Origin of the sequence: Streptomyces sp. NPDC001980 (genome assembly GCF_040296885.1) — a bacterium.
Lineage (GTDB): Bacteria > Actinomycetota > Actinomycetes > Streptomycetales > Streptomycetaceae > Streptomyces.
In genome coordinates this window covers 90675-113515 of the sequence record NZ_JBEOYD010000034.1, presented here as the reverse complement: position 1 = coordinate 113515, position 22841 = coordinate 90675, and the positions used below count along the sequence as shown (strand labels likewise).

The following is a 22841-nucleotide window of genomic DNA, read 5'->3' as shown; positions in this document are numbered from 1 at the left end:
GACAGGTGCATATTTCAGCCAGGTGCAAAGCGTCACAGGTGCGCTGCAGTCCCCCGGGGAAAGCGGTCTCACCTGTGGGGGTGTCAGTCGGTGCTCGTACACTCGCTGGGTGGATACGACCCTTCAGGACCCCCTCGTCGGGCAGGTGCTCGACGGCCGGTATCGCGTCGACGCGCGGATCGCCGTCGGCGGGATGGCCACGGTCTACCGGGCCCTGGACGTCCGGCTGGACCGTGTGCTCGCGCTGAAGGTGATGCACCCGGCGCTCGCCGCCGACGGGTCCTTCGTCGAGAGGTTCATCCGGGAGGCCAAGTCGGTCGCCCGGCTGGCCCACCCGAACGTCGTGCAGGTCTACGACCAGGGGGCCGACCGGTCGTACGTGTATCTCGCCATGGAGTACGTCGCCGGCTGCACCCTGCGTGACGTGCTGCGCGAGCGCGGCGCGCTGCAGCCGCGGGCCGCGCTGGACATCCTGGAGCCGGTGCTGGCCGCGCTGGGCGCCGCGCACCGGGCCGGGTTCGTGCACCGGGACATGAAGCCCGAGAACGTGTTGATAGGGGACGACGGGCGGGTCAAGGTCGCGGACTTCGGTCTGGTGCGGTCCGTGGACTCCGTCACCAGTACGACCGGCGTCGTGCTCGGCACCGTGTCGTACCTCGCGCCCGAGCAGGTCGAGAGCGGGGCCGCCGATCCGCGCGTCGACGTCTACGCGTGCGGTGTCGTGCTGTACGAGATGCTCACCGGGCAGAAGCCGCACGACTCGGATTCACCCGCGGTGATCCTCTACAAGCACCTGCACGAGGACGTGCCGGCTCCGTCCGCCGTCGTGCCGGGGCTCGCCTACGAGCTGGACGAGCTGGTCGCCCTCGGGACCGCCCGCAGTCCCGCGGTCCGGCCGCCCGACGCCGTCGCGCTGCTCGCCCTGCTGCGGGAGGCGCGCGGCGCGCTCCGTGCCGAGCAGCTGGACGCCCTGCCGCCGCAGGCGCTGGCGGACGCGCACGACATCGCCGAGGACCGGACCAGTGTCATACCCCGGTCGCTGACGGTGCCCCGGCCGCTGCCCGTCAACGAGGAGGACGAGGGGGTGCTGCGGACCAGCCGGTTCGCGTCGCCGCCCTCCCCCACGCTCGGCTTCGCTCGCGCGGGGGCACCCCCATCCGACCGGCGGCGCGGGGGCCGCCGGTCCCGGCGCGGGCTGGTGTCGCTGGTCGTCGCCGTACTGGTCCTCCTCGGTGCCGGCGCCGGCGTCTGGTACATCAACTCCGGGCAGTTCACCAAGGTCCCGCCGCTGCTGTCGAAGACCGAGGCCCAGGCCACCACGCGGCTGAAGCAGGCCGGGCTCGACGTCGGGTCGGTCGAGCACGCCTACAGCGACACGGTGAAGCGCGGCACGGTGATCAGCAGCGACCCGGCGGCCGGCAAGCGCATCCGCAGCAACGACTCGGTGACGCTGACCATCTCGGACGGCCCCGAGACGGTGAACGTGCCGGACGTGCAGGGGCGGACGCTGGCCAGGGCCAAGCTGCTGCTGACCGCCAACGGGCTCGAACCGGGCATGGTGACACGGGAGTTCAGCGAGGAGGTGGCCAAGGGGTCGGTCATCTCGTCCGACCCGGGGGCCGGGACCGAGCGGCACGCGGGGACCGCGATCGCACTCGTCGTCAGCAAGGGTGCCCCGGTCGACGTCCCCGACGTCACCGGCGACGACCTGGACGACGCCCGGCAGGAGCTCCAGGAGGCCGGGCTGAAGGTGACGGTGTCCGCCACCGAGATCAACTCCGAGTACGACCAGGGGCAGGTCGCCCAGCAGACCCCGGCGGGCGACGCGCAGGCCGCCGAGGGCGACACCGTCACGCTGACGCTGTCCAAGGGCCCCGAGCTGGTCGAGGTGCCGAACGTGGTCGGGGCCACCGTGGACGACGCGACCAAGCTGCTGGAGCAGTCCGGTTTCCAGGTCAAGGAGAACCGCGGGCTGATCGGGCTGTTCGGCGACACCGTGAAGAAGCAGTCGGTGGACGCCGGGGAGCAGGCACCCAAGGGGTCGACGATCACCATCACCATCCGCTGACCGGGGGCGGGCCGCGCCGTGACACCCTTGACGGGTGAAGAGTCAGCAGTCAGGTCCCGCCCGCAACCCCGTCGGCGGCCACGTCCCGGTGGCCGGCGGTCTGCACTCCGTGGGGCTGTCGTACGCCCGTGAGCTGAAGGCCGAGACCGTGCAGGTCTTCGTCGCCAACCCGCGCGGCTGGGCCACCCCGGCGGGCAGCCCGAAGCAGGACGAGGCGTTCCGCGCGGCCTGTGCGGAGGGGGCGATCCCGGCGTATGTGCACGCCCCGTACCTGATCAACTTCGGCTCGCACACCGAGGCGACCGTGGAGCGGTCGGTGGAGTCGCTGCGGCACTCGCTGCGGCGCGGCCGGGAGATCGGGGCGCTCGGGGTGGTCGTGCACACCGGCAGCGCGACCGGCGGCCGGGCCCGGGACGTGGCGCTGAAGCAGGTGCGGACGCGTCTGCTGCCGCTGCTCGACGAGCTGACCCATGACGACGACCCGTTCCTGCTCCTGGAGTCCACCGCCGGACAGGGCGCCTCGCTCTGCTCGCGGACCTGGGACTTCGGCCCGTACTTCGAGGCGCTGGACGCCCATCCGAAGCTGGGCGTCTGCCTGGACACCTGCCACATCTTCGCCGCCGGGCACGACCTGACCGGGCCGAGCGGGATGCACCAGACGCTGGACCTGCTGGTGGCGACCGTCGGCGAGGGGCGGCTGAAGCTGATCCACGCCAACGACTCGAAGGACGTGGTGGGCGCGCACAAGGACCGGCACGAGAACATCGGCGCCGGGCACATCGGAGAGGACCCGTTCCGCGCGCTGATGACCCACCCGGCGACCGCGGGCGTACCGCTGATCATCGAGACGCCCGGCGGCAAGGAGGGGCACGCGGCCGACGTCGAGCGCCTCAAGCGGCTCCGGGAGACCTGAGCCGGCCCGTCACCGACGGCTCAGAGTTCCGGGCCGTCCCCCGGTCCCTCCTGGTAGGAGTAGCGCTGTTCCTTCCAGGGGTCGCCGATGTTGTGGTAGCCGCGCTCCTCCCAGAAGCCGCGGCGGTCGGCGGTCATGTACTCGACGCCGCGGACCCACTTGGGGCCCTTCCAGGCGTACAGGTGAGGGACGACCAGGCGGACCGGGAAGCCGTGCTCGGCGGTGAGGAGTTCACCGTCCTTGTGGGTGGCAAAGAGGGCGCCCTCGGCGGCGAAGTCCGCGAGGCGCAGGTTGGAGCTGAAGCCGTACTCCGCCCAGACCATCACATGGGTGACATCGGGAGCGGGCGGCGCGAGCTCCAGGACGGTCCGTGCCGGGATCCCGCCCCACTCCGCGCCGAGCATGCTGAACTTCGTCACACAGTGCAGGTCGGCGACCACGGTGGTGTACGGCAGGGCCGTGAACTGCTCGTGGTTCCAGACGTGCGCGCCGCCGTCGGCGGTGGCGCCGAAGACCCGGAACTCCCAGCGCTCGGGCCGGAACCTGGGCACCGGGCCGTAGTGCGTGACCGGCCAGCCGCGTTGCAGTCGCTGTCCCGGCGGAAGCTCGGCTCCCGCGGTTTCCCGAGACGCGCGCTCCACCGGATGACCCATGCCTTCCATCCTGACAGACCTCGGGCGGTGCACCTGACCAGGCAGACCCCCCAGAGATCAGCAAATCGGTCAACTAATGCCAAGCATGGACTTATTTACTAAGTACGCACTTACTGGACGATCTTCTATGCCGGTGCAATCATGCGCCGCACACACCCCAGTCCATGGAAGGAGCCTCTGCGATGCAGGGCGACCCCGAGGTCATCGAATCCCTCAACGAACAGCTCACCGGTGAGCTCACCGCGATCAACCAGTACTTCCTGCACGCGAAGATGCAGGAGAACTTCGGCTGGTACAAGCTCGCGAAGTACACCCGGCACGAGTCGTTCGACGAGATGAAGCACGCCGAGGTGCTCACCGACCGGATCCTGTTCCTGGAGGGGCTGCCCAACTACCAGCGGCTGTTCCACGTCCGCGTGGGGCAGACCGTCAAGGAGATGTTCGAGGCCGACCGGCAGATCGAGGTGGAGGCGATCGACCGCCTCAAGCGCGGGATCAAGATGATGCGCGAGAAGGGCGACATCACGTCCGCGAACATCTTCGAGGACATCCTGGAGGACGAGGAGCACCACATCGACTACCTCGACACCCAGCTGGAGCTGGTGGAGAAGCTCGGCGAGGCGCTCTACATCTCGCAGATCATCGAGCAGCCCGAGAGCAGCTGACTCACGCGGCTTCGTCGAGCGCTTCGAGTCCGGAGAGCACCGGGCGGCCCTGGTCGGCGAGCTCGCGGCGGGGGCAGGCGCCCCGGCCGAGAATCGCCTGGATGCGTCGGACGCACGAACCGCAGTCCGTGCCCGCCTTGCAGGCGGACGCTATCTGGCGGGGGGTGCAGGCACCGTCCTCCGCATGCTGCTTGACCTGCGCCTCGGTCACCCCGAAGCAGCTGCAGACGTACACGCGGATTCACCTCCCGCCGGGATCGATCAGTGGTGCCGTCCCGATTGGTCGGTGAGGCAAACCTAACCTTACCCATCACCCGGCGAGCGCAAAAGTGGAAGGGGCGCGGATCATCTGTGATCCGCGCCCCACTTCACACAGCGACCGGCTACTGGTCCCGGTACATCTCCGCGACGAGGAACGCCAGGTCCAGGGACTGGCTGCGGTTCAGCCGGGGGTCGCAGGCCGTCTCGTAGCGCTGGTGCAGGTCGTCGACGAAGATCTCGTCGCCGCCGCCCACGCACTCGGTGACGTCGTCGCCGGTGAGCTCGACGTGGATGCCGCCCGGGTGGGTGCCGAGGGTCTTGTGGACCTCGAAGAAGCCCTTGACCTCGTCGAGCACGTCGTCGAAGCGGCGGGTCTTGTGGCCCGAGGCCGCCTCGAAGGTGTTGCCGTGCATCGGGTCGGTCACCCAGGCCACGGTGGCGCCCGAGGCGGTGACCTTCTCGACCAGCTCGGGGAGCTTGTCGCGGACCTTGTCCGCGCCCATCCGGACGACGAAGGTCAGCCGGCCCGGCTCGCGGTCCGGGTCGAGGCGGTCGATGTACTTCAGCGCCTCCTCGGCGGTCGTCGCCGGGCCGAGCTTGAGACCGATCGGGTTGCGGATCTTCGAGGCGAACTCGATGTGCGCCCCGTCCAGCTGCCGGGTGCGCTCGCCGATCCACACCATGTGCGCGGAGACGTCGTACAGCTTGCCGGTGCGCGAGTCGACCCTGGTCAGGGCGGACTCGTAGTCCAGCAGCAGCGCCTCGTGCGAGGAGAAGAACTCGACCGTCTTGAACTCCTCGGGCTCCGCGCCGCAGGCCCGCATGAAGTTCAGCGCGTTGTCGATCTCGCGGGCGAGCTGCTCGTAGCGCTGGCCGGACGGGGAGGACTTCACGAAGTCCTGGTTCCAGGCGTGCACCTGACGCAGGTCCGCGTAGCCGCCGGTGGTGAAGGCGCGCACCAGGTTCAGCGTCGAGGCGGAGGCGTTGTACATCCGCTTCAGCCGCTCGGGGTCCGGGATCCGCGAGGCCTCGTCGAAGTCGAAGCCGTTGACGGAGTCGCCGCGGTAGGTCGGCAGCGTCACGCCGTCGCGGGTCTCGGTCGGCTTGGAGCGCGGCTTGCTGTACTGGCCGGCGATCCGCCCCACCTTCACCACGGGCACCGACGCGGCGTACGTCAGTACGGCACCCATCTGGAGGAGGGTCTTGAGCTTGTTGCGGATGTGGTCGGCGGACACCGCGTCGAAGGCTTCGGCGCAGTCGCCGCCCTGGAGGAGGAACGCCTCGCCCTTGGCGACGGCCGCCATCCGGGCGCGCAGCTGGTCGCACTCGCCCGCGAAGACGAGGGGCGGATACGACTCCAGCTCCGCAACGACCTTGCGCAGAGCCTCGGGGTCGGGGTACTCGGGCTGCTGCGCCGCGGGCAGGTTTCGCCAGGTGTTGCCAGCGCCGAGGCTGGTCTTAGCGTTCACGGTCACCTCGTAAACATTACGGGGTCGTGTCGCCATATTTTCCTCCGGCTCGACTGGTGAGACGCCGCGATTGCCCTGTGGACAGGGCGCGGGGTGGGGTAGGGTTTCCCGCATGTTCGCGCATTCGAACCAGAACTGGTGGTGGACCGCTTCTCCGGCGGCCCACTGACTGCGCGTACGCAAGACTTCGCGAAGGCCGCCCGGAGGGGCGGCCTTCGGCGTTTCCGGGGCCGTTCCTCTCCCACCTGTCTCACCTGACAAGGACCGCAGAGGAACCATGGACCTGAACCAGCTTCTCCACGACGACCGCCCCTTCGCCCTGCTCCGCCGCCGCACCCCCGGCCACGACGAGAACACGGTGGAGCTCCTGCTCGGCCCGGTGACCGCCCACGACCGGCTCGCCGACCTGCCCGAGGAGGGGCTCGCGCTGATCCCGTACCGGCAGATCCGGGAGCGGGGGTTCGACGTGCGGGACGACGGGACGCCGCTGCTGGTACTGACCCCGACAGTGGTATGTCACATTCCACTCGACGCGGCCCTCGCCGCCCTCCCCACCCACGACGTCCACGTCGAGTCGGGCGCCTTCGACGTCGACGACGACGCGTACGCGGAGATCGTCGGCCGGGTGCTGCGCGAGGAGATCGGCCGGGGCGAGGGTGCGAACTTCGTGATCCGGCGGACGTACGAGGGCCGGATCCCGGGCTTCGGGCGTGCCGACGCGCTGGCTCTGTTCCGCCGGCTGCTGGAGGGCGAGCGGGGCGCGTACTGGACGTTCGTCGTATACACCGGGGACCGGACGCTGGTCGGCGCCAGTCCGGAGGTGCACGTGCGGATGTCCGGCGGCACGGTGGTGATGAACCCGATCAGCGGCACGTACCGCTATCCCGCCGAGGGCCCCACCCCCGAACATCTGCTCGACTTCCTCGCCGACGGCAAGGAGATCGAGGAGCTGTCGATGGTCGTCGACGAGGAGCTCAAGATGATGTGCACGGTGGGCGACATGGGCGGTGTGGTCGTCGGGCCGCGGCTGAAGGAGATGGCGCACCTCGCGCACACCGAGTACGAGCTGCGCGGCCGGTCCTCGCTGGACGTGCGGGAGGTCCTGAAGGAGACCATGTTCGCGGCGACCGTCACGGGGTCGCCGGTGCAGAACGCCTGCCGGGTGATCGAGCGGCACGAGGTGGGCGGCCGCGGCTACTACGCGGGTGCGCTGGCCCTGCTGGGGCGTGATTCCGGCGGCGCCCAGACCCTGGACTCCCCCATCCTGATCCGCACCGCCGACATCGACGCGGACGGCCGGCTGCGGGTGCCCGTCGGCGCCACCCTGGTACGCGGCTCGGACCCGGCGAGCGAGGTCGCCGAGACGCACGCCAAGGCGGCGGGCGTGCTGGCGGCCCTCGGGGTACGGCCGGCCCGGCCGCGCGCGGAGCGGACGGGACCGCGGCTGGCCGACGACCCGCAGGTGCGGGCCGCGCTGGACGGGCGGCGGGCCTCCCTGGCGCCGTTCTGGCTGCGGATGCAGGAGCGGACCGGCGAGCTGGCCGGGCACGCGCTCGTGGTGGACGGCGAGGACACGTTCACGGCGATGCTCGCGCACGTGCTGCGGGCCGGCGGGCTCGACGTCACCGTCCGGCGGTACGACGAGCCGGGGCTGCGGGCGGCCGTGCTCGCGCACGAGGGCCCGGTGGTGCTCGGCCCGGGGCCCGGTGACCCCTCCGACCCGGATGATCCGAAGATGCGGATCCTGCGGGAGCTGGCGGCGACCGTGATCCGGGAGCACCGGCACGGGGTGCTGGGCGTCTGTCTCGGGCACGAGCTGATCGCGGCGGAGCTGGGGCTGGAGATCGTCCGCAAGGAGGTGCCCTACCAGGGGGCGCAGACGACCGTGGACCTGTTCGGGCGGCCGGAGACGGTCGGCTTCTACAACAGCTTCGTGGCCCGCTGCGACGAGGAGGCGGCGCGGGAGCTGGCGGCGCACGGGGTCGAGGTGAGCCGGGCGGACAACGGCGAGGTGCACGCGGTGCGGGGGCCTGGCTTCGCCGGGGTGCAGTTCCACCCGGAGTCGATCCTCACGCTGAACGGCGCCGCCGTGGTGCGCGAGCTGATCGGTCAGCTGCGTGACAGCGGCACGTTCTCCGAGGGGCGGCCGGTCCGGTAGCACAGGGCGCGCGCCGTCACGGTGGCCGTGACGGCGCGCGGGCCGAGGAGAGATGGTCGGCGGCTGTCAGCCGAAGAACACCCCGACCTCCTCGTACAGCTTCAGGTCGACGGTCTTCAGCTTGGCCGTGGCCTCCGCGATCGGCACCCGGACGATGTCGGTCCCGCGCAGCGCGACCATCTTGCCGAAGTCCCCGTCGCGGACGGCGTCGACGGCGTGCAGGCCGAAGCGGGTGGCCAGCCAGCGGTCGAAGGCGCTGGGCGTGCCGCCGCGCTGGATGTGCCCGAGGACGGTGGTCCGGGCCTCCTTGCCGGTGCGCTTCTCGATCTCCTTGGCCAGCCACTCGCCGACCCCGGAGAGCCGGACGTGCCCGAAGGAGTCCAGCGTCCCGTCCTTGAGGACCAGCTCGCCGTCCTTCGGCATGGCGCCCTCGGCGACGACCACGATCGGGGCGTACGACGCCTTGAAGCGGGACGTGACCCAGGCGCACACCTGGTCGACGTCGAAGCGCTGCTCGGGGATGAGGATGACGTTGGCGCCGCCGGCGAGGCCGGAGTGGATGGCGATCCAGCCGGCGTGCCGGCCCATCACCTCGCAGACCAGGACCCGCATGTGGGACTCGGCGGTGGTGTGCAGCCGGTCGATGGCCTCGGTGGCGATGCCGACCGCGGTGTCGAAGCCGAAGGTGTAGTCGGTGGCGGACAGGTCGTTGTCGATGGTCTTCGGCACGCCGACGACGGGCACGCCGTACTCGTCGGTGAGGCGGGCGGCGACGCCGAGGGTGTCCTCGCCGCCGATCGCGATCAGCGCGTCGACCTCCAGTTTGGCGAGGTTGTCCTTGATCCGGCGGATGCCGTTCTCCTGCTTGAGCGGATTGGTCCGCGAGGAGCCGAGGATGGTGCCGCCGCGGGGCAGGATGCCGCGTACGGCGGGGATGTCGAGGCGGACGGTGTCGCCTTCGAGGGGGCCGCGCCAGCCGTCCCGGAAGCCGACGAAGTCGTAGCCGTACTCCTGCACGCCCTTGCGGACGATGCCCCGGATGACGGCGTTGAGCCCGGGGCAGTCGCCGCCTCCGGTCAGTACTCCGACCCGCATGGAAATGTCCCTTCGCCGCGGTTGCCTGGTGGGACTCACGCTAATGGTGATCCAGCTCACACAGGGATGGGCGCGGAAGGGCAATTCCGGTGAATTGTCGGGCGGTTGGTTTACGCGCCGCCCGAAGATCAGATCAGTCGTCGGCTCAGTCGTCGTCGAGGCCGGCCTCTATCGCGTACCGCACCAGCTCCACCCTGTTGTGCAGCTGGAGCTTGCCGAGGGTGTTCTGGACGTGGTTCTGGACCGTGCGGTGGGAGATGACCAGGCGCTCGGCGATCTGCTTGTAGCTCAGGCCCTTGGCGACCAGCCGCAGCACCTCGGTCTCACGGTCGGTGAGCCGGGGCGCGTCGGGCCGGTCGGGGTCCGCTTCCGGGGCGGGCTCGGAGGCCAGCCGGCGGTACTCGCCGAGGACCAGACCGGCGAGGCCGGGCGTGAACACCGGGTCGCCGACGGCGGTACGGCGGACCGCGTCGAGGAGTTCCTCCGTCGAGGCCGACTTCAGCAGGTAGCCGGTCGCGCCGGACTTCACCGCCTCCAGGACGTCGGCGTGCTCCCCGCTCGCGGAGAGGACCAGGACCCGCAACGCCGGGTTGTGGCCGACGAGTTCCTTGCAGACCTGGACGCCCGGCTTGGCCGGCAGGTTGAGGTCCAGGACGAGGACGTCGGGTGCGGCGGCCTTGGCACGGCGCACCGCCTGGTCGCCGTCCCCGGCGGTGGCGACCACCTCGAAACCGGACTCGGTCAGGTCCCGGGCGACCGCGTCCCGCCACATGGGGTGGTCGTCGACCACCATGACCTTGATGCTCATCGCCGCTCCGCCTTCCCCGGGGAGACCTTCGGTACCTTCAGCTCTACTTCCGTGCCCTGCCCGGGAGTCGAGAACAGCTCGGCGCTGCCGCCGAGGTCGCGCAGCCGCCCCCGGATCGACTGGGCCACCCCGAGCCGCCCCTCCCCCTCGGCCTGGGCGAGCCGCCCCTCCGGGATGCCGGGGCCGTCGTCCCGTACGGTCACCACGACCTCGCCGGGCTCGTCCTCGACCAGGATCCAGGCCCGCGCCGCCTCGCCCGCATGCCTGCGCACATTGTCCAGGGCGGCACCGACGGCGGCGGCCAACTCGCGTGCGGCGCCCGGCGGCAGCTCCACCGGCGCGCCGGGCTCGGCGAGGCTGACCCGGGATCCGGCGTACCGCGAGAGCAGCGTGCGCAGGTCGACGGGACCGCCGTCGTCCGGCTCCTCGACCAGGCGTACGACGGCGCCCTCGGCCTCGTCCTCCGAGAGCCGCGAGGGCGGCACCAGGCCGCCGGAGACCAGCGTCCGCAGGGCCACCTCCTGCTCGCCCGCCAGCCGGCCCAGTTCGGCCGCGTCGCCGCCGAGGTCCGCGCCGCGCCGCTGCACCATGGCGAGCACCTGGAGGACGCCGTCGTGGATGTCCCGGGCGAGCCGCTCCCGTTCCCGGGTCGCCGCCTCGATCTCCAGGGCGCGGGCGAGGGTGCGCTCGGAGGCGCGGGCGACCTCGACGACGTACCCGATGGCGATGGAGGCGACCCAGACCAGGATCACGTTGTGGACGGTGTCGCGGGCCGGGTGGCCGCGCTCGATCAGGTTGGCGGCGGCCACCGGCGTGGAGGCGAACGCGGCCCAGCGCCAGCCGCCCTTGAGGGCGTAGGCGAGGACCGAGCCGGCGGTCCAGATCGACGGCAGGGTCGGGCCGCCCCGGTCGATGTGGCCCTGGGTGACCACCCAGGGGGTCAGCACGATGCCGGTGAGCGCGATGGCGAGGTCGACGGCGAGGAAGCGTTTGGTGCAGGCCGCCGCGTTCTGCACGCGGGGCAGGGTCGCCAGCGTCCAGACGGCCAGGACGGCGTAGTAGGCGATGGCGACGCCCGCGCGGTCGTAGTCGTCGTAGGCCGAGGCGAACAGGCCGATCGCGTACAGCAGGGTCAGCACGCGGTAGCCGGTGAGGGCACGCCACAGCGGCTGCTCGACCGACATCCGTATGACGCGTTCCCGCTTGCTCATGTCCCCCAGTCCCCCTGCCCGTCCCCGGCTGCCGGTCCCCCCGGCCGCGGGTCCCCCTGTCGCCGGTCTAGGACTCGGCGGCCTTCTTCTCGGCCTTCGCCGCGTCCTTCTCGGCCTTGGCGGCCTCCGCGATCTGCCGCTTGGCGGCCGTCGCGTAGATGTCCACGTACTCCTGGCCGGAAAGTTTCATGATCTCGTACATGACCTCGTCGGTCACCGCGCGCAGCACGAACCGGTCGTGCTCCATGCCCTGGTAACGGCTGAAGTCCAGCGGCTTGCCGATCCGGATGCCCGGTCGCATCAGCTTGGGCATCACCTGCCCCGGCGGCTGGATCTTCTCCGTGTCGATCATGGCGACCGGGACGACCGGGGCGCCGGTCGCGAGCGCCACGCGCGCGAGGCCGCCGGGCTTGCCCCGGTAGAGGCGGCCGTCGGGCGAGCGGGTGCCCTCCGGGTAGATGCCGAACAGCTCGCCCCGCTCCAGCACGTCTATGCCGCTCTGCACCGCGGCCTCGCCGGCGCCGCGCGCGCCGGAGCGGTCCACCGGGAGCTGGCCGACGCCCTTGAAGAAGGCGGCCGTGAGGCGGCCCTTCAGCCCGGGCGTGGTGAAGTACTCGGCCTTCGCGATGAAGGTGACCTTGCGGTCCAGCACCGCGGGCAGGAAGAACGAGTCCGAGAAGGACAGGTGGTTACTCGCCAGGATCGCCGGGCCCTCGGCCGGGACGTTGTCCAGGCCCTCCACCCAGGGCCTGAAGGTGACCTTCAACGGTCCCCCGATGGCGACCTTCATCGCGCCGTACAACAACCGAGTGCCTCCTGTTTCCGTCGATCAGACCTTAACCCGGAGCGCCGGGAATGAGCCCGACGACCCTGGTCGGTGTCAGTGCCGTCGCGTACGGTGAAGCACAACTGGAGTCGTCGTCCATGGCTCTCGCAGTTCCGCCCCCTCGAACGAAATCGAAAGAATTGGAGACCGAAGGTGCCGGTTCTCCCCGGAGCCGAGCCGTACCGCCATGACGGCGGGGAGGCCGGCGTCCTCCTCTGCCACGGTTTCACCGGCTCGCCGCAGTCGCTGCGCCCCTGGGCGGAACACCATGCGGCACACGGCCTGACCGTGTCCCTGCCCCTGCTGCCCGGCCACGGCACCCGCTGGGAGGACCTGGCGGTCACCGGCTGGCAGGACTGGTACGCGGAGGTGGACCGCGAGCTGCGGCTGCTGCGCGAGCGCTGCTCCCAGGTGTTCGTGGCGGGCCTGTCCATGGGCGGCACGCTGGCCCTCCGGCTGGCCGCGCGGAACGGTACGGGTGTGGACGGCGTGGTGATCGTCAACCCGGCGAACAAGGTGCACGGCCTGTCGGCGTACGCCCTTCCGGTGGCCCGGCATCTCGTGCGCACGACGAAGGGCATCGCCAGCGACCTCGCCAAGCCGGGCGCCGCGGAGACGGGGTACGACCGGGTGCCGCTGCACAGCGCGCACTCGCTGCGGAACTTCTTCCGCCAGGTGGACAAGGAGCTGCCGCAGGTGACCCAGCCGCTGCTGCTCCTGCGCAGCACCGAGGACCATGTGGTTCCGGCGGTGGATTCCGCCCGGATCCTGAGCCGGGTGTCGTCCACGGACGTAACGGAGGTCGTGCTGGAACAGAGTTACCACGTGGCGACGTTGGACCATGACGCGGACCGGATCTTCGAGGAGAGCCTCGCCTTCGTCGGTCGGCTCGCACCCAGTGTCGGCAAGGAAGGGACGGCCGCAGTTGGCTGAGCACGACTCCGACCGCGAGGACCGCGAGCCGGACGATACGGGGGTGCCCTTCGACGAGGCGGCCGCCTGGGCGGCGATCGTCGCGGGGTACGGCGACGAGCCGCCGGACCCGCCGGGCACGACGCCCTTCAAGCCGGTGAAGGACCTCGCGCTGCCGGCGATGGACGAGGACGAGAGCGACGCGGGCGCCGAGGCCGCCGGGACGGGGGCCGGGGCGGCCGAGGAGCAGCGGCCCGTGCGGCCGCTGGGCGGTTCGGTCTCCTTCGCGCCCGGGGTGGGCGGCCCGCGTGACTACACGGCGCCGGAGCCGTCCGAGGACGACTTCGACGAGGACGACGAGGGGCACTTCGTGCCGCCCGATCCGCCGCCGCTGCCGGAGGCCGACGTCACGGCCAAGTTCGCCTGGCTGGGCGTGGTGGGCGGCCCGATCCTGCTGCTGCTCGCGGTGCTGCTGGGCTGGGACATGACCTGGTGGCTGGCGACGCTGGGCATCGGCGGCTTCCTCGGCGGGTTCGTCACGCTGGTGACCAGGATGAAGACCGACGACGAGGAGGACGGCGACCCCGGGCGGGGAGCCGTCGTCTGACCGATCCGCGCCCGCCCGAGGGCCCGTCCGGAGTGACTCCGGACGGGCCCTCGGCTTTTTCGGCGGCGGCCCCGGTCCCGGAAAAGGGAACTCGCTTCCGCGGACCGGCGAAGGAGAGGTGAACACCGAGCCCAAGCCTTCGAGGCGTTCGAACGAACGGAAAGGAGCCCCGATGACCGTCGGACCGCCGGGCACCGGCACCCGCGACGAGGATCGCGAGGACAGCGACGCCCGGGTGATCGCGCGGTCCCGGGACGAGCCCGAGCGGTTCGCCGTGCTCTTCGACCGGCACGCCGACGCCGTACACCGTTACGCGGCCCGGCGGCTGGGTCCGGAGGCGGCGGAGGATCTGATGGCGGAGACCTTCGTCACCGCCTTCCAGCGACGCCACACGTACGACCTCGCACGCGCCGACGCCCGCCCGTGGCTGTTCGGCATCGCGACCAACCTCGTGGGCCGGCAGCGCCGGGCCGAGGCACGCCGCTTCAAGGCGCTGTCCCGGCTGCCGGAGCCGGTGGAGCACGAGGAGCCGGTCGCGGACCGCGCGGTCGCCAGGGCCGGTGCCACGGGGGTGCGCCGGGAACTGACGGCCGCGCTGGGCGGGTTGTCCGCCCGCCATCGCGACGTCGTCCTGCTGGTGGCGTGGGCCGGCCTCGACTACGAGGAGGCCGCCGAGGCGCTCGGCGTGCCGGTCGGCACCATCAGATCGCGGCTGCACCGGGCTCGCAGCAGATTGCGCGAAGCACTGGGCGGAACCGATCCGACGGCTTTCCGAGAGGCAGACGCCCATGCGTGACATCGACGAACTGCGCGAACTGAGGGACTTCGACACGGAGGCTCCCCCGCTCGACGACGAGACCAGGCGCCGGGCCCGGGACCGGCTGCTCACCGCGATGAACCAGACCGCCACCCGGGAACGGCCGCCCCGCCGCCCCGTCCTGCGCATCGCCCTGACGGCCGGGCTCGCCGCCGCGGTCACGGCCGGTGTGCTGGTCGCCGTACGGGACGACGACGGCGCCCGCACCCACCGGACCGCGAAACCGCCGGCGACCAGCGCGCCCGCCATGCGGAACGTGAGCGCGCAGACGGTGCTCAAGGGGGCCGCCGCGTACGAGCGCAAGCACGAGCGGACGGCCAGCCCGCGCGACGACCAGTACATCTACACGAAGGAGATCATCAAGGAGACGAACCAGAAGACCGGTGCCACGAAGAGCTATGTCGACGAGAACTGGCGTTCCGTGGACGGCTCCAGGCGATCCTGGATCATGGAGATCGGCAAGGGCTGGTGGTCGCCGCCGCTGAAGAAGGGCGAGAGCGTCTGGCCACCGCAGGACTGGGGCACGCTGCGGAAGCTGCCGACCGACCCCGAGCAGCTGATCCTGTCGATCACGAACGAGTTCGGCGGCCGGAAGACCTCGCTCGACGACCTCTCCGACCAGGACTGGTCGAACGTCCACTTCAGCCTCGCCGGACTGCTGAAGCTGGTCCCGGTGATGCCGGCGGGGCTGCGGCCCGCGGCGTACGAGGCGCTCGGCATGGTGCCGGGCGTGAAGGTCGTGCCGGGCCAGAAAGACGCGAAGGGGCGCACCGGGGTGGCCATCACGTACGACGACCCGACGCTCCCGAAGGGCTCGCTGGGCTTCGGCGGCTACTTCGTCTTCGACCCCGTGACGTACGAGTTCCTCGGCTTCCGCGACGTGCGCACCTCGGGCGACGGCGCGGCCATGAAGACGTACATCCAGCTCTCGTACCTCGACAGCTGGGCCGTCGTGGACAAGGTGAAGCAGCGGCCGTAGCCGGCTAGGAGACGGCGGGGACCCTGAGGGCGGCCAGGACCGGGAGATGATCGGTGGCCGCCCTCAGATCCGCGTCGGTGACGCCGGGCAGGCCGGTCGGTACACCGCAGCCGAGCACCTCGATGCCCTTCGTCGCGAAGATCGCGTCGATGCGCTGGTGGGGGTCGGTGGACGAGGAGGTGAGCTCGCCGCCCCAGGGTGCGGTGGTACGGCAGTCCTGGAAGGCGTCGGCCAGGCGGCGGAAGGTGCGGCCGTCGGGGCGGTCGTTCAGGTCGCCGCCGGCGATGGCGTGCTCCACACCCATGCCCGCGACCCGGTCGAGGAGCATGCCGCCCTGCTCGTAGCGCTCGTCCTGCTGGAGGCTGAGGTGGAAGCTGGTGACGCCGAGGCGGACGCCGCCGAAGCGGACGACGGCGGTCGCGAGGCCGCGGCGGTGCAGGCCCGGGGTGAGGGGGAGGAGGACGTCCTCGGTGCGCTCGACGGTGGCGCGGAGGTCGCAGAGGATCGCCGGACCGGCTGCCGTGCCGCCCCCGGTGAGGATCACCAGGTCGGAGGCGGAGGCCAGGCGGGCGAGCTTCTTGCGCCAGCGGAAGAAGCGGGGGGCTTCCTGGATCAGGACCAGGTCGGGGGCACAGGCCTTGATGACGCGGGCAAGGGCGTCGGTGTCGTCCCGCATGGAGCGGATGTTGTAGCCGAGGACGCGGATGACGGCGGAACCGTCGGGCTCTGTGTGGGAGTTGGGGAGCGGCGCCATGTGGATCAATGTACGCCGGGTGGGGGGCCGTGCGCCTAATGGGGTGGGGCGCGAGGTGGGTGGGCGACTGCCGGTTGTGTGTGGCTGGTCGCGCCCACGCGGCGGTAGCCGCATATCGACTACCGCCCCGCGCCCCTGAAAAGAAAGTGGGACCAGTCGGCGGCGCCTACATGATCGGATCCGGCTCCCGCGCCAGGTCCGCCGCTCCGACCAGGCCGGCCTCGTTGCCCAGCTGGGCCGCGATGACCTCGGCCACCGGGCGCCAGTTGCCCCCTACCAGCCAGCGCTTGTAGGACTTGCGGATCGGGTCGAGGACCAGCTCGCCCTCGTCCGAGAGGCCGCCGCCGACGATGAACGCGGAGGGGTCGAAGAGGGAGGCCAGGTCGGCGAGGCCGGCGCCGGCCCAGCGGGCGAGCTCGCGGTAGGAGTCGACGGCGACCGGGTCGCCCTGGCGGGCGGCCATGGAGATGTGCTTGCCCTCGATGCCGTCGGGGGTGCCGTCGCCGAGGCCGAGCAGGAGCTCGGCGTGCTCGGGGGTGGCGTTGGCGCGCTGCTTGGCGTACCTGACCAGGGCACGGCCGGAGGCGTACTGCTCCCAGCAGCCCTGCGAGCCGCAGCCGCACAGCAGCCCGTCCGGGACCATCCGGATGTGCCCGAACTCGGCGGCCACCCCGAAGTGCCCGCGGCGCAGCTTGTTGCCGATGATGATGCCGCCGCCGAGGCCGGTGCCGAGGGTGATGCAGATGACGTTGCGGTGGCCCTTGCCGGCGCCGAACTTGTACTCGCCCCAGGCGGCGGCGTTGGCGTCGTTCTCCACGACCACGGGGAGGCCGACGCGGGCCTCGACTTCTTCCTTCAACGGCTCCTGGCGCCAGTCGATGTTGGGCGCGAAGTAGACCGTGGAGCGCTGCCGGTTCACGTAACCGGCGGCGCCGATGCCCACGCCGACGATCTCGTGCCCGGCGCGCGCACCCTCTACGGCGGAGGCAATGGCGTCCACGATGCCCTCGGGCGTACCCGGGGTCGGCACCTTGTGGGTCGAGAGGATGTTGCCTTCCTCATCGACCACGCCGGCCGCGATCTTCGTGCCGCCGATGTCGACGCCGATGGTGAGTCCCATGAATCCCTCAGTTTCGGTCGAGCCCCGCTACGGCCAACCGTACCCGAGGGGGCTGTCAGTCGAGATCGATGCGTTCCCCCGGGCCGTCGTCCTCGCCCTTGTCGTGGCTGCCGGAGGTCCAGCGGGTCTCCTGGGCCTGGACCGCGGAGCGGTAGGCGGCGAGGAGTTCGCTGCCGGCCGCGGCCAGGTGGTCGAAGACGTCCGGGTTGCGCTCCAGGACGGGCTCGACGGCGTTCTTCGCCTGCTGGACGACCTGCCTGACCACCTGCTGGGCGGCGGGTCCGGCGACCGCCCCGAGCAGCGGGGGCTGGATGCCGGAGAGCTTGTCGGCGACGGCGTCGACGAGTCGGCGCAGTTCCTCGGCGGCCGACCCGGGGGGCGGGCCGTACCGGGCGCGGCGGCGGGCCTTCTCCGCCTCCAGGTCCTCGGCGCAGGCGGTGGCCCAGGCGTCGTCGTCCGTCGCCCGTACCTCGTCCGCGGCCTCGGAGGCGTCGGCTGCGGGGCGCTCTTCGCTCATGACGGACTCCTGACTACGGTTCGTCTCTCCGACGTTACCCGAACGGGCGTACCGGTTTCATCGTCAGCGCGGCCACAGCTCCGGGTCCGGCGCGAACCGCAGCCGCAGCTCGCCGTCGCGCAGGGAAGCCCCGGCGACGGTGCAGCGGCGCAGGGCCGACGGCAGGGCGACGATCCGGCGGAAGCCGCCCACGGTGATCACGACCTCGTCGCCGCGCCGGACGAGGTCGAGGTCGTCCCGTATCGCGCCGGGCAGCGGGATGTGCCAGACGAGGACGCCGTCCGCCTCGATCCGGTCGGCGACCGGCCACTCGACCGGGGCGGGTGCGGTGTTGACACCGGGTACGGCGAGCGCGGCGAGGTCGTCGGTGCCGCGCGGGTCGTGCCCGAGGTGGGCGACCGCGGTGACGTCGTACGCCTCCGCCCACTCCGCGAGGACCTTGCGCTGCTGGGCGACGAGGGCGTGCAGGGGGGTGGCCTCGGGCAGCACGCGGTTGGCGACCAGGGTCGCGGCGGGCAGGCCGCGCAGGGCGAGGCCGAGGCGGGCGCTGCGGACGGCGTCGGCGCCGGCCGGGCCGGGTTCGGCGACCAGGCGTACGGCGGTGTCGCGGTCGGTGAGGACGGCCGCCACGGCGGCCAGCTCGACGTCCCAGCGGGCCGCGGTCTCGTAGAGCCAGTCGGCGGGCATCGGGACGCCGGCGAGCCGGCCGAGGACCGGGCGCAGGGCGCGGGCCGCCTGCCGTTCGGGCGGGAGCAGGCGGCGCAGGTACCGGCGGAGCTCCTCGGGGAGGGAGAGGAGGGCGAGCGCCTGCGGGGCGGGCGGGAGGTCCACGACGAGCAGTTCGTACCGCTCGGAGAGGGCGGCGTCGCGCAGGGCGCGGAGGAAGGAGAGTTCCTCGGCGCCGGGCAGTGGGGTGAGCTCCTCGGCGTCCAGGCGGGAGGCGCCGAGGAGGTCGAGGACGTTCGCGGCGCGGGTCTGGAAGGCGGTGAGGTCCTCGCGGAAGCGGGCGGCGGCGTCGGGGCGCCAGGCGGTGAGGGTGGGGGTGACGCGGGTGGGCTCCGGTCCTGTCGCCGTGCCCAGGGCGGCGCCGAGGGTGTCCGTGCGGTCGGCGCTCAGGACGAGGGTCGGGGTGCCCTCTGCCGCGGCGCGCAGGGCGGTGGCCGCGGCGACGGTCGTACGGCCGCTGCCGCCGGGGCCGGTGATCAGGATGGTGCGCATGAGGGTGAACCGTAACTGAAGCGGGCCTTGCCCGAAGGTGCCCGGGGCGGGGAGGGGGTGTCACTTACCGGCGTTGGCAGGGTGCCTCCCCCAGAGGGGGGACCCCCAGCGCCCACCCGTGCCGCCCTGGGGGCACCTCCCAGGCCCTTGAGGCACTGGGGGAGGCACGACCGCCCGCGGCTGTATGAGACACGGCTGACGAGCGCCCCGTAAGGGGCGCTGACGCGTCCCTACGTCACTTCTCCCCCGACTCCACCCTCTTCTTCAGCCCCGCCAGCGCCCGGTCGATGATGACCTTCTCCGCCTTGCGCTTGATCATCCCGAGCATCGGGATCTTGACGTCCACCGTCAGCGAGTACGTGACCTCGGTCGAACCCGCACCCGCCGGCTTCAGGAGGTACGAGCCGTCCAGGGAGCGGAGCATCTGGGACTTCACCAGCGTCCAGGAGACCTCGTTGTCGCCGGTCCAGGTGTACCCGAGGACCTGGTCGTCCTTGATCGCGCCGGCGTCCATGACCAGGCGGACCTGCTCGGCACGGCCCTGGGCGTCGGTCTTCAGGACCTCCGCCTCCTTCACTTCGCCGGTCCAGTCCGGGTAACGCCCGAAGTCGGCGATCACCGCCATGACGTCGGCCGGGGCCGCCTCGATCGTGATGTTCGAGCTGGTGTGTTCCGCCATCGCCGTGGCTCCTCCAGATGCGGGCCGGTGGGACCGGTGGGACCAGTAAAGGGGTCGGCGTGCGCGGGCGTGCGCACACGCGTGCCGCGTGAAGGCTACCGCGCGTCCGACCAGCCGACTTCACCCCCTGTCCGGGGTCGTCACCATTCCAGCGCCCAGGGCCGGCCGGTACCGGCGAAGTGCCCGACGTTCACGCACTCGGTGGCCCCGATCCGCATCCGCTTCACCAGCGGCTGGTGGACGTGCCCGAAGAGCGAATACCGGGGGCGGGTGCGGCGGATGGCGTCCAGCAGCGCCCGGCTGCCCCGTTCGAACCGGCGCGCCACCGTGTCGTACACCAACTCCGGCACCTCCGGCGGGATGTGCGTGCAGAGCACGTCGACCTCGCCGAGCGCCTCGATCTTCGCCGCGTACTCCTCGTCGGAGATTTCGTAAGGGGTCCGCATCGGTGTCCTCAGGCCCCCGCCCACGAAGCCGAAGACCCGCCCCCCGATCTCCACCCGCTCGCCGTCCAGCACCGTCGTGCCCGGCCCGGCGTACTCCCGCCACAGCGGCGGCATGTCGACATTGCCGTACGTCGCGTACGTCGGTGCCGGGAACACCGCGAACATCTCGGCGTACTGCTTGCGCACCGCCTTCTCGATCGCCGTCGCCCGGTCCATGCCGATCCCGCCCCACAGCCGGGCGCCGAGTTCCCTGGCCTCCTCGAAGCGGCGGGCGGTGCGGAGTTCGACGAGGCGGTCGGCGTTCTCGACGCCGAACAGGTCGGGGAAGATGCCGCGGGAGTGGTCGGCGTAGTCGAGGAAGAGGACCAGGTCGCCGAGACAGATCAGGGCGTCGGCGCCGTCGCCGGCTCTGGCCAGGTCACGGACGTTGCCGTGCACGTCGCTGACCACATGGACGCGGGTCCTTCGGGTGCCGGAGGGTGTTGCTGCCATGGTGATCAAGCGTAGGCCTGTGCGGCAAACGTGAACAGGCGATGGCCGGACCTGCGGTTACTGGTCAGTCACTAAAGCCGTGGACTACCGTACGCAAAGGAACACCAACCCGTGTGACGCACCGAACATCTCGCCGGACCCCCCTGTCGAAGAAGCCATACCGGCGGGTAACGTCCGGGCAGTCCAGTCGTGCTCAGGATTTCAACCAACGGATCTTCCACCCCGTGGCGAAGCCCTGAGTACCTGCCCGAGCCTTGGACCGCACCGTCGCATCGCACAACGTCGTGGCGTCGGCGCCCTATGAGGAGCAGCAGTCTTGCGCGAGTTCAGCCTTCCGGCTTTGTACGAGGTCCCCGCGGACGGCAATCTGACCGACATCGTCCGCAGAAACGCCGCGCAGCATCCGAACGTCGCCGTCATGGCCCGCAAGGTGAGCGGAGCGAAATCGGGGTCCCCCCGGACGGAGTCTGGGGGAGGTGTCTGGCAGGACGTGACCGCGACCGCCTTCCTGGCCGAGGTGCACGCGGCCGCGAAGGGCCTCATCGCCTCCGGCATCCAGCCGGGCGACCGGGTCGGCCTGATGTCCCGCACCCGCTACGAGTGGACGCTCCTCGACTTCGCGATCTGGAGCGCCGGCGCGGTCACCGTGCCGGTGTACGAGACCAGCTCGCCGGAACAGGTGCAGTGGATCCTCAGCGACTCCGGAGCGACCGCCTGCATCGTCGAACTCGACGGCCACACGGCCGCCGTCGAGTCGGTGCGCGAGACGCTGCCCGCCCTCAAGCACGTCTGGCAGATCGAGGCCGGCGCCCTGGAGGAGCTCGGCAGACTCGGCCAGGGCGTCACCGACGCCACGGTCGACGAGCGCAGCTCGCAGGCGAAGGCGGACGACCCGGCGACCATCGTCTACACGAGCGGTACGACCGGCCGCCCCAAGGGCTGCGTCCTCACCCACCGCGCCTTCTTCGCGGAGTGCGGCAACATCGTGGAGCGGCTGCGCCCCCTGTTCCGCACCGGTGAGTGTTCCGTCCTCCTCTTCCTCCCGCTCGCGCACGTCTTCGGCCGGCTCGTCCAGATCGCCCCGATGATGGCGCCGATCAAGCTGGGCTGTGTCCCGGACATCAAGAACCTCACCGACGAACTGGCCGCCTTCCGGCCGACGCTGATCCTCGGCGTCCCGCGCGTCTTCGAGAAGGTCTACAACTCGGCGCGCGCCAAGGCGCAGGCGGACGGCAAGGGCAAGATCTTCGACAAGGCCGCGGACACCGCGATCGCGTACAGCAAGGCGCTGGACACGCCGCCGGGCCCGACGCTCGGCCTGAAGATCAAGCACAAGACCTTCGACAAGCTCGTCTACAGCAAGCTGCGCGCGGTGCTGGGCGGCAAGGGCGAGTACGCGATCTCCGGCGGCGCCCCGCTCGGCGAGCGGCTGGGCCACTTCTTCCGGGGCATCGGCTTCACGGTCCTGGAGGGCTACGGCCTGACCGAGTCCTGTGCGGCGACCGCGTTCAACCCCTGGGACCGGACGAAGATCGGCACGGTCGGGCAGCCGCTGCCCGGCTCGGTGATCCGCATCGCGGACGACGGTGAGGTGCTGCTGCACGGCGAGCACCTGTTCAAGGAGTACTGGAACAACCCGGGCGCGACCGCCGAGGCGCTGGCCGACGGCTGGTTCCACACCGGGGACATCGGCACCCTGGACGAGGACGGCTACCTCAGGATCACCGGCCGCAAGAAGGAGATCATCGTCACCGCGGGCGGCAAGAACGTCGCCCCGGCCGTGATCGAGGACCGCATCCGCGCGCACGCGCTGGTCGCGGAGTGCATGGTGGTCGGCGACGGGCGGCCGTTCGTGGGCGCGCTGATCACCGTCGACGACGAGTTCCTGGGCCGCTGGGCGGCCGACCACGGCAAGCCGGCGGGCTCCACCGCGGCGTCGCTGCGTGACGACCCGGATCTGATCGCGGCGATCCAGGACGCTGTCGACGACGGCAACGCCGCGGTGTCGAAGGCGGAATCGGTGCGGAAGTTCCGCATTCTGTCCTCCCAGTTCTCGGAGGAGTCGGGCCACCTGACGCCGTCCCTGAAGCTCAAGCGCAACGTGGTGGCGAAGGACTACGCGGACGAGATCGAGGCCCTGTACCAGAAGTAGTACGGCACTTCAGGCCTCCGG

23 protein-coding genes are annotated in these 22841 nt (G+C 71.3%); 10 read left to right on the top strand and 13 right to left on the bottom strand.

What is annotated here, in order from left to right; translation table 11 throughout:
* Positions 1 to 109 precede the first annotated feature (109 nt).
* Together pknB and ABT137_RS37970 are read left to right on the top strand one after the other, a co-directional pair.
* A complete protein-coding gene (gene pknB / locus ABT137_RS37975; RefSeq protein ID WP_351715926.1) occupies positions 110 to 2068 on the top strand; it encodes a Stk1 family PASTA domain-containing Ser/Thr kinase in 1959 nt (652 codons plus the stop codon).
* A gap of 34 nt (positions 2069 to 2102) precedes the next feature.
* Entirely contained in the window at positions 2103 to 2981 is an 879-nt protein-coding gene (locus ABT137_RS37970; RefSeq protein WP_351715924.1) for a deoxyribonuclease IV, read from the top strand.
* A gap of 20 nt (positions 2982 to 3001) precedes the next feature.
* On the opposite strand, the gene ABT137_RS37965 is transcribed toward ABT137_RS37970, so the two are convergent.
* Positions 3002 to 3634 carry a sulfite oxidase-like oxidoreductase gene (locus tag ABT137_RS37965; protein ID WP_351715922.1) on the bottom strand — a complete coding sequence of 211 codons (633 nt, stop codon included), beginning with the start codon at positions 3632 to 3634 and terminating at the stop codon, positions 3002 to 3004.
* Between the two features lie 182 nt (positions 3635 to 3816).
* Here ABT137_RS37965 and bfr point away from each other — a divergent pair, with 182 nt between their 5' ends.
* The gene (bfr, locus tag ABT137_RS37960) at positions 3817 to 4299 is read left to right on the top strand and encodes a bacterioferritin (RefSeq protein ID WP_351715920.1); all 483 of its coding nucleotides are present in this window, start codon (positions 3817 to 3819) and stop codon (positions 4297 to 4299) included.
* A 1-nt stretch (position 4300) separates the two neighbouring features.
* On the opposite strand, the gene ABT137_RS37955 is transcribed toward bfr, so the two are convergent.
* Positions 4301 to 4534, bottom strand: a complete 234-nt coding sequence (locus tag ABT137_RS37955; protein ID WP_351715918.1) for a (2Fe-2S)-binding protein — start codon at positions 4532 to 4534, stop codon at positions 4301 to 4303.
* Between the two features lie 148 nt (positions 4535 to 4682).
* Complete coding sequence (locus ABT137_RS37950; protein WP_351715916.1) at positions 4683 to 6035, bottom strand: class II 3-deoxy-7-phosphoheptulonate synthase; 1353 nt, start codon at positions 6033 to 6035, stop codon at positions 4683 to 4685.
* Positions 6036 to 6141: 106 nt separating this feature from the next.
* On the opposite strand from ABT137_RS37950, the gene ABT137_RS37945 reads away from it, so the two are divergent.
* Positions 6142 to 6198, top strand: coding sequence for a trp operon leader peptide (locus tag ABT137_RS37945; protein WP_073943045.1), 57 nt, complete (start codon positions 6142 to 6144; stop codon positions 6196 to 6198).
* Between the two features lie 108 nt (positions 6199 to 6306).
* Entirely contained in the window at positions 6307 to 8187 is a 1881-nt protein-coding gene (locus ABT137_RS37940) for an anthranilate synthase family protein (protein ID WP_351715914.1), read from the top strand.
* A gap of 66 nt (positions 8188 to 8253) precedes the next feature.
* On the opposite strand, the gene ABT137_RS37935 is transcribed toward ABT137_RS37940, so the two are convergent.
* The 4 genes from ABT137_RS37935 to ABT137_RS37920 form a co-directional block, all read right to left on the bottom strand.
* A complete protein-coding gene (locus ABT137_RS37935) occupies positions 8254 to 9282 on the bottom strand; it encodes a 6-phosphofructokinase (protein WP_351715912.1) in 1029 nt (342 codons plus the stop codon).
* Positions 9283 to 9427: 145 nt separating this feature from the next.
* Positions 9428 to 10090, bottom strand: coding sequence for a response regulator (locus ABT137_RS37930; protein ID WP_351715910.1), 663 nt, complete (start codon positions 10088 to 10090; stop codon positions 9428 to 9430).
* Positions 10087 to 11301 carry a MacS family sensor histidine kinase gene (gene macS, locus ABT137_RS37925; protein ID WP_351715908.1) on the bottom strand — a complete coding sequence of 405 codons (1215 nt, stop codon included), beginning with the start codon at positions 11299 to 11301 and terminating at the stop codon, positions 10087 to 10089. The genes ABT137_RS37930 and macS overlap by 4 nt, the downstream gene beginning before the upstream one ends.
* A 67-nt stretch (positions 11302 to 11368) precedes the next feature.
* Positions 11369 to 12106, bottom strand: coding sequence for a lysophospholipid acyltransferase family protein (locus ABT137_RS37920; RefSeq protein WP_351715906.1), 738 nt, complete (start codon positions 12104 to 12106; stop codon positions 11369 to 11371).
* Between the two features lie 174 nt (positions 12107 to 12280).
* Here ABT137_RS37920 and ABT137_RS37915 point away from each other — a divergent pair, with 174 nt between their 5' ends.
* The 4 genes from ABT137_RS37915 (at position 12281) to ABT137_RS37900 (ending at position 15442) form a co-directional block, all read left to right on the top strand.
* Positions 12281 to 13060 (top strand): alpha/beta hydrolase, encoded by a 780-nt coding sequence (locus ABT137_RS37915; RefSeq protein ID WP_351715904.1) that lies wholly within the window; start codon positions 12281 to 12283, stop codon positions 13058 to 13060.
* On the top strand, positions 13053 to 13646 hold the full coding sequence (locus ABT137_RS37910; RefSeq protein ID WP_351715902.1) for a hypothetical protein: 594 nt from the start codon (positions 13053 to 13055) through the stop codon (positions 13644 to 13646). Before ABT137_RS37915 ends, ABT137_RS37910 begins: the two co-directional genes overlap by 8 nt.
* Before the next feature lie 172 nt (positions 13647 to 13818).
* Positions 13819 to 14442, top strand: coding sequence for an RNA polymerase sigma factor (locus tag ABT137_RS37905; RefSeq protein WP_351715901.1), 624 nt, complete (start codon positions 13819 to 13821; stop codon positions 14440 to 14442).
* A complete protein-coding gene (locus ABT137_RS37900; protein WP_351715900.1) occupies positions 14435 to 15442 on the top strand; it encodes a CU044_5270 family protein in 1008 nt (335 codons plus the stop codon). Before ABT137_RS37905 ends, ABT137_RS37900 begins: the two co-directional genes overlap by 8 nt.
* 4 nt (positions 15443 to 15446) lie before the next feature.
* Here the strand turns inward: ABT137_RS37900 and ABT137_RS37895 are convergent, their stop codons facing one another.
* The 6 genes from ABT137_RS37895 to ABT137_RS37870 form a co-directional block, all read right to left on the bottom strand.
* Positions 15447 to 16196, bottom strand: a complete 750-nt coding sequence (locus ABT137_RS37895) for an endonuclease/exonuclease/phosphatase family protein (RefSeq protein WP_351715899.1) — start codon at positions 16194 to 16196, stop codon at positions 15447 to 15449.
* Between the two features lie 166 nt (positions 16197 to 16362).
* Positions 16363 to 17316: an ROK family glucokinase gene (locus tag ABT137_RS37890; protein WP_351715897.1), complete on the bottom strand. Its 954-nt coding sequence runs from the start codon at positions 17314 to 17316 to the stop codon at positions 16363 to 16365.
* A gap of 55 nt (positions 17317 to 17371) precedes the next feature.
* Positions 17372 to 17833, bottom strand: a complete 462-nt coding sequence (locus tag ABT137_RS37885) for a DUF5304 domain-containing protein (protein WP_351715895.1) — start codon at positions 17831 to 17833, stop codon at positions 17372 to 17374.
* Between the two features lie 63 nt (positions 17834 to 17896).
* The gene (locus ABT137_RS37880) at positions 17897 to 19051 is read right to left on the bottom strand and encodes an ArsA family ATPase (RefSeq protein ID WP_351715893.1); all 1155 of its coding nucleotides are present in this window, start codon (positions 19049 to 19051) and stop codon (positions 17897 to 17899) included.
* Positions 19052 to 19286: 235 nt separating this feature from the next.
* A complete protein-coding gene (locus ABT137_RS37875; protein ID WP_093503999.1) occupies positions 19287 to 19730 on the bottom strand; it encodes an SRPBCC family protein in 444 nt (147 codons plus the stop codon).
* A 140-nt stretch (positions 19731 to 19870) separates the two neighbouring features.
* Positions 19871 to 20668: a metallophosphoesterase family protein gene (locus ABT137_RS37870; protein WP_351715891.1), complete on the bottom strand. Its 798-nt coding sequence runs from the start codon at positions 20666 to 20668 to the stop codon at positions 19871 to 19873.
* A 316-nt stretch (positions 20669 to 20984) separates the two neighbouring features.
* On the opposite strand from ABT137_RS37870, the gene ABT137_RS37865 reads away from it, so the two are divergent.
* A complete protein-coding gene (locus tag ABT137_RS37865; RefSeq protein WP_351715889.1) occupies positions 20985 to 22820 on the top strand; it encodes an AMP-dependent synthetase/ligase in 1836 nt (611 codons plus the stop codon).
* The last annotated feature ends 21 nt before the right edge of the window (positions 22821 to 22841 follow it).

What these genes read in the sequence shown, in the direction of transcription:
- ABT137_RS37935 (WP_351715912.1), bottom strand. Translation starts at nt 9,282, where the DNA reads ATGCGGGTCGGAGTACTGACCGGAGGCGGCGACTGCCCCGGGCTCAAC.
- ABT137_RS37890 (WP_351715897.1), bottom strand. Translation starts at nt 17,316, where the DNA reads ATGGGACTCACCATCGGCGTCGACATCGGCGGCACGAAGATCGCGGCC.
- ABT137_RS37900 (WP_351715900.1), top strand. Translation starts at nt 14,435, where the DNA reads ATGCGTGACATCGACGAACTGCGCGAACTGAGGGACTTCGACACGGAG.
- bfr (WP_351715920.1), top strand. Translation starts at nt 3,817, where the DNA reads ATGCAGGGCGACCCCGAGGTCATCGAATCCCTCAACGAACAGCTCACC.
- ABT137_RS37930 (WP_351715910.1), bottom strand. Translation starts at nt 10,090, where the DNA reads ATGAGCATCAAGGTCATGGTGGTCGACGACCACCCCATGTGGCGGGAC.
- ABT137_RS37875 (WP_093503999.1), bottom strand. Translation starts at nt 19,730, where the DNA reads ATGGCGGAACACACCAGCTCGAACATCACGATCGAGGCGGCCCCGGCC.
- ABT137_RS37880 (WP_351715893.1), bottom strand. Translation starts at nt 19,051, where the DNA reads ATGCGCACCATCCTGATCACCGGCCCCGGCGGCAGCGGCCGTACGACC.
- ABT137_RS37895 (WP_351715899.1), bottom strand. Translation starts at nt 16,196, where the DNA reads ATGGCGCCGCTCCCCAACTCCCACACAGAGCCCGACGGTTCCGCCGTC.
- ABT137_RS37965 (WP_351715922.1), bottom strand. Translation starts at nt 3,634, where the DNA reads ATGGGTCATCCGGTGGAGCGCGCGTCTCGGGAAACCGCGGGAGCCGAG.
- ABT137_RS37905 (WP_351715901.1), top strand. Translation starts at nt 13,819, where the DNA reads ATGACCGTCGGACCGCCGGGCACCGGCACCCGCGACGAGGATCGCGAG.
- macS (WP_351715908.1), bottom strand. Translation starts at nt 11,301, where the DNA reads ATGAGCAAGCGGGAACGCGTCATACGGATGTCGGTCGAGCAGCCGCTG.
- ABT137_RS37940 (WP_351715914.1), top strand. Translation starts at nt 6,307, where the DNA reads ATGGACCTGAACCAGCTTCTCCACGACGACCGCCCCTTCGCCCTGCTC.
- ABT137_RS37885 (WP_351715895.1), bottom strand. Translation starts at nt 17,833, where the DNA reads ATGAGCGAAGAGCGCCCCGCAGCCGACGCCTCCGAGGCCGCGGACGAG.
- ABT137_RS37870 (WP_351715891.1), bottom strand. Translation starts at nt 20,668, where the DNA reads ATGGCAGCAACACCCTCCGGCACCCGAAGGACCCGCGTCCATGTGGTC.